The organism is Mycobacterium sp. (genome assembly GCF_032162605.1).
Lineage (GTDB): Bacteria > Actinomycetota > Actinomycetes > Mycobacteriales > Mycobacteriaceae > Mycobacterium.
Map to the genome: position 1 here is coordinate 1 of NZ_JAVROT010000333.1, position 4,107 is coordinate 4,107.

Annotated in this window: 6 protein-coding genes; 2 read left to right on the forward strand and 4 right to left on the reverse strand. The window is 66.7% G+C overall.

Annotation, left to right across the window (positions count from 1 at the left end):
• Window positions 1-252: ATP-binding protein (locus QOI01_RS19060; RefSeq protein WP_526383660.1), on the reverse strand; the 252-nt coding region annotated here is incomplete at its 3' end.
• 54 nt (window positions 253-306) lie between these two features.
• Entirely contained in the window at window positions 307-699 is a 393-nt protein-coding gene (locus tag QOI01_RS19065; RefSeq protein WP_526383670.1) for an STAS domain-containing protein, read from the reverse strand.
• A gap of 240 nt (window positions 700-939) precedes the next feature.
• Here QOI01_RS19065 and QOI01_RS19070 point away from each other — a divergent pair, with 240 nt between their 5' ends.
• A complete protein-coding gene (locus tag QOI01_RS19070; RefSeq protein WP_526383662.1) occupies window positions 940-1,704 on the forward strand; it encodes an HAD family hydrolase in 765 nt (254 codons plus the stop codon).
• On the opposite strand, the gene QOI01_RS19075 is transcribed toward QOI01_RS19070, so the two are convergent.
• The gene (locus tag QOI01_RS19075; RefSeq protein ID WP_526383664.1) at window positions 1,705-2,349 is read right to left on the reverse strand and encodes a fatty-acid--CoA ligase; all 645 of its coding nucleotides are present in this window, start codon (window positions 2,347-2,349) and stop codon (window positions 1,705-1,707) included.
• Window positions 2,350-2,514: 165 nt separating this feature from the next.
• Here QOI01_RS19075 and QOI01_RS19080 point away from each other — a divergent pair, with 165 nt between their 5' ends.
• A complete protein-coding gene (locus QOI01_RS19080) occupies window positions 2,515-3,648 on the forward strand; it encodes a nitronate monooxygenase (protein WP_526383666.1) in 1,134 nt (377 codons plus the stop codon).
• A 20-nt stretch (window positions 3,649-3,668) separates the two neighbouring features.
• On the opposite strand, the gene QOI01_RS19085 is transcribed toward QOI01_RS19080, so the two are convergent.
• Window positions 3,669-4,107: dihydrofolate reductase family protein (locus QOI01_RS19085; protein ID WP_526383668.1), on the reverse strand; the 439-nt coding region annotated here is incomplete at its 5' end.

A 4,107-nucleotide genomic window follows, 5' to 3' on the forward strand; every position in this document is an offset into this window, starting at 1 on the left:
TTCGACCGCTTCGTGCCAGGCCAGGACGTCCATGGTGCCCGTGTCAGGGCGCTCGAGGTAGGCAAACTCGGCACAGTTGGCCAGCGCTTCGTTGATTGCGAGGACGACGTCACTCGAACGAATCGGATCCAGTTCGAAGCGTTCCCGCAGCCATGTGGCGAACTCGTCGCGGGTCTGGGAAGCGGTCTGCGCAGTCGCCGATATGCCGACGCGCTCGAAGCGCTCAGCGTTGGCGACGTTCGCGGGTTGCATCGTATCGATCATGACAGCTCGTGCTTACCCCGTCGGAGCACGGGCTAAGCGTGTCTAACCGCGAAGTGACGCAATCGCTTCATCGCGAGTGGCGAACAGCGGGACGATGTCGGCAATTCCGACCAGTTTCAGCGGCCGACTGGTGGCTGGACCCTCCGCGACGACGCACAGGCGGGTGGTCTCACCCGCCGCTTCGTGGGCCGCGACCAGCACCCCCATGCCGGCGGACGCGAGGAACTCGACCTCGGTCAGGTCCACGACGAGGCTCCCGGGCTTCTTGTCGAGGGCAGCGCGCAGCGCTTCCTCGAGTTGCGGCGCGGTCAGCATGTCGATCACACCGGAAGCGGCCACGATGGCCACCTCGTCGACCGAGCTTTCGCTCACCACGCACGTCGAGCCCGACGACGGACTGGCCTCGTCAGCCGTCGCTTCGCGTTGTTCGTCCAATGCCCAACTTCCCTGTTTGGCCACGTCCGCTGGATGCGAGGCGGCACCGCTTTCATCCTCGCGAGGCTCCGAGCTGAACCTGGCAAGAACGAAACTGCCTAGCTTGAACCTATCCGATGGGATCACCTGATGTCGCAATCGGGACACTGCGCGTACGCCGGCGGCGGTTGTCGCCGAATGATGTTGAAATGGAGTTTCGAGGTGGGGCCGGGACCGGTACGCCGCGACCACAGGAGCGAGATGGATCCCGAGACGCCCTTCGCGCGCCAGTTGGCGGAGATCGCGTCGGACCGGGAGGGGGCCCGGATCGGCGCATTCTTCGATCTCGACGGCACGCTGGTGTCCGGTTTCACCGCCGCCGCGCACGCCGGGCATCGCATCCGGCGTCGCCAGGCCAGGATCGGCGAGGTTCTCGGCGTGATCGAGGCCTCGGTGCGGTACCGGTTGGGGCGGATGGAGTTCGAGCGGCTCATCGTGAAGGCGGCCGGCTATCTTCGCGGCGAGACGCTGGAGGAGCTGGACGAACTCGGTGACGAGTTGTTCCGCAGGCACATCGAGTCGCGGGTGTTCTCCGCGATGCGCGACGTCGTCGCCGCCCATCAGGAACGTGGCCACACCGTCGTGCTGAGCTCGTCGGCCCTGACCATCCACGCCGAACCGGTGGCCCGCTACCTGGGCATCGCCGACGTGCTGTGCAACCACTTCGAGGTCGACGGCGACGGGCGTCTGACCGGCGGAATCGTCGAACCGATCATCTGGGGTGCCGGCAAGACCGACGCCGTGCGGCGATTCGGCGCCAACCACGACGTCGACCTGCACAGCAGCTACTTCTACGCCGACGGCGACGAGGAAATCTCCTCCATGCGGGCGGTCGGTCGGCCGCGGCCGGTGAACCCGCGCTCGGGGCTGGCCGCCGAAGCGGCGCGAAACGGCTGGCCGGTGCTGGTGGCCACTGGCTCGGACCGGCGACGGATGCCTGCGTGGTCACTGCGGCGGCGCCCGTAATCAGCGATCGCCCGTCGCACTCGTCTCGTCGATGTGGATCATCCGCCGGAACCCGCCGACGAAGACCGGCGGATACGCGCCGATGCCCGCCTTCGTCAGCCATTCGGCGGCCAGTCCCGAGTACCGCAACCAGTGGCGTGCGTGGCTCTCGTCGTCGACCTGCAACAGCAGCAGCACTTCGCGAGGGTCGTCGAACGCGCTGAAGATCACCACCCTGCGGATCCCCGCGGTGCGGAGATCTTCGATGGTATCGTGAACGTGCGCAACGAGATTCGGCACGTCGTCGACGACGGTCACCAACGACACCATCACCTCGGGCGCGACGGGGCCCGTTTCACCGGTGACGGTGAATCGCTCCACCACCTCGCCTGCGAACACCGCGGGGATGTCCTCGACTCCGACGGCGTCGAACCACTCGAAGAAGACCTGCGAACGCAGCAGTTCGAGCACGGGTTCGCGGGCGTGGATGGCGATCAGCACCAGTACCCGTCCGGGCTCCGTGGTGGAGGCGTACACCAGCACGTGGTGTGCGCCGATGTCGGCGAGCGCGTCCTTCCTGCGCTCCAGCAGCGGCCACACCCGCTCCGGGTCCGGCACGCGGTAGTCCGACGCGAGAACTAGCGAATGGGTCAGCCAGTGCGTCAACGGTCCTCGCCTTCGCCGTCACGATCGAGGACTGTCGATCGTGATTGCGAAACGCTATTGCGGTTCTGGCGCGGTGTCGAGCACCGACGCGTATGTCATCGAGGCCGCCGGAGGGCTAAACTAGAACACGTTTCAGTTCGCGACCGCCCCACACGAGGAGCAGGCATGCACACCCCACTCTGCGACCAGCTCGGCATCGACTTGCCGATCTTCGCCTTCACGCACTGCCGCGACGTGGTGGTCGCCGTCAGCAAGGCAGGGGGCTTCGGCGTCCTCGGTGCCGTCGGCTTCACCCCCGAGCAGCTCGAGATCGAGCTCAACTGGATCGACGCGCACATCGGCGACCACACCTATGGCGTCGACATCGTCATCCCCAACAAGTACGAGGGCATGGACTCGAACCTGTCGGCCGACGAACTGGGCAAGATGCTGGCCGACATGGTGCCTCAGGAGCATCTCGACTTCGCCCGCAAGATCCTGACCGATCACGGCGTACCGCTGTCCGCAGAGGACAACGAGAGCACGATGCGACTGCTCGGTTGGACCGAGGCGACCGCAACGCCGCAGGTCGAGGTTGCGCTCAAGCATCCGAAGATGACGCTGATCGCCAACGCGCTCGGCACTCCCCCCGTCGACATGATCGAGCACATCCACGCCGAGGGCCGGAAGGTCGCCGCACTGTGCGGTTCCCCTTCGCAGGCCCGCAAGCATGCGGATGCGGGCGTCGACATCGTCATCGCCCAGGGCGGCGAGGCGGGCGGGCACTCCGGTGAGGTCGGTTCGATCGTGTTGTGGCCGCAGGTGGTCAAGGAGGTCGCCCCCGTCCCGGTGCTCGCCGCTGGTGGCATCGGCAGCGGTCAGCAGATCGCCGCCGCGCTGGCGCTCGGCGCCGCGGGTGCGTGGACGGGCTCGCAGTGGCTCATGGTCGAGGAGGCCGAGAACACGCCAGTTCAGCAGGCCGCCTACGTGAAGGCGAGTAGTCGTGACACGGTGCGGAGCCGCTCGTTCACCGGCAAGCCGGCGCGGATGCTGCGCAACGACTGGACCGACGCATGGGAGAACCCGGACAACCCGAAGCCACTCGGCATGCCGCTGCAGTTCATGGTGTCCGGTCTTGCGGTCTCCGCAACGCACAAGTACCCCAACGAGACGGTCGACGTCGCCTTCAACCCGGTCGGTCAGGTCGTCGGGCAGTTCAGCAAGGTGGAGAAGACGTCCGCCGTCATCGAGCGGTGGGTTCAGGAGTACCTGGAGGCCACCAACACGCTCAACCAGCTCAACGAGGCCGCCGCCGTCTGACTCGAGATTTCGTTGTCCGGTCAGTCGCGTTTCGTCTCGTAGCGCAGCAGGACCGTGCCGCCGGGGAAGCTGCGGTTCTCCAACAGTCGCAGCGAGATCCATGACGGCAGCGTTGGGAAGAACGGTGTGCCGCCGCCCACGGCGGTGGGCGTGACCACGATCCGGTACTCGTCCACCAGTCCGGCTTGCACGATCGGTGCGGCCAGCGTCGCGCCGGCCACCTCCAGCCTGCCGTCGGTTTCGGCTTTCAGCTTCGTTACCGCCTCGACCGGGTCGCCGCGTTCCAGGCGGGAGTTCCAGTCGACGGACTCCAGGGTGCGTGAGAACACGATCTTGGGCATGTCGCGCCAGATGTGCGCGAAGTCGACGATCAGAGGGGTGGCGTCCGGGGCCGTGTCGGCGGTCGGCCAGTACGCGGACATCAGGTCGTAGAGTCGCCGCCCGTAGAACGACAGGGCG

Bases quoted from the DNA above. Each gene is read 5' to 3' on its own strand.
- QOI01_RS19070 (WP_526383662.1), top strand. From the start codon at position 940: ATGGATCCCGAGACGCCCTTCGCGCGCCAGTTGGCGGAGATCGCGTCG.
- QOI01_RS19080 (WP_526383666.1), top strand. From the start codon at position 2,515: ATGCACACCCCACTCTGCGACCAGCTCGGCATCGACTTGCCGATCTTC.